Raw genomic sequence first — 484 nt, forward strand, 5'->3', positions numbered from 1 at the left:
GTTACTACATCGGTAGTAGCTGGGCAATTAGTGTTTACTACACCATTTGCGATACTGGTGATTGTCCAGGTCAGTTGTACCTGATCACCAGGCGTTACCGTGATGGTAGCTTTAGGATCATGGATATTACTTACCGTTGGAGCAGCGTTAGCACCAGTGTACTGCACCGTCCAGGTACCGATCTGCTGGATGTTTCCAGTAGATACCACTGGGGTGGCATCCAGGGTGAAGGCAGTAGTTCTACCGCAATCTTCCTGATCTGCTCCCGCGTTGGCGGCTGGGTTTGCAGCGTAGTTATAGATAGTTACTACATCGGTAGTAGCTGGGCAATTAGTGTTTACTACACCATTTGCGATACTGGTGACTGTCCAGGTCAGTTGTACCTGATCACCAGGCGTTACCGTGATGGTAGCTTTTGGATCATGGATATCACTTACCGTTGGAGCGGTGTTAGCACCAGTGTACTGCACTGTCCAGGTACCAA

The 484-nt window shown here is 49.4% G+C and carries 1 protein-coding gene; it reads right to left on the reverse strand.

The window, feature by feature from the left end; all coding sequences use genetic code 11:
• The coding region (locus KW844_RS28910; protein WP_218380239.1) for a hypothetical protein at positions 1-484 on the reverse strand (484 nt) is incomplete at both ends.

Source organism: Chitinophaga sp. sic0106 (assembly GCF_019219075.1).
Taxonomy (GTDB): Bacteria; Bacteroidota; Bacteroidia; order Chitinophagales; family Chitinophagaceae; genus Chitinophaga.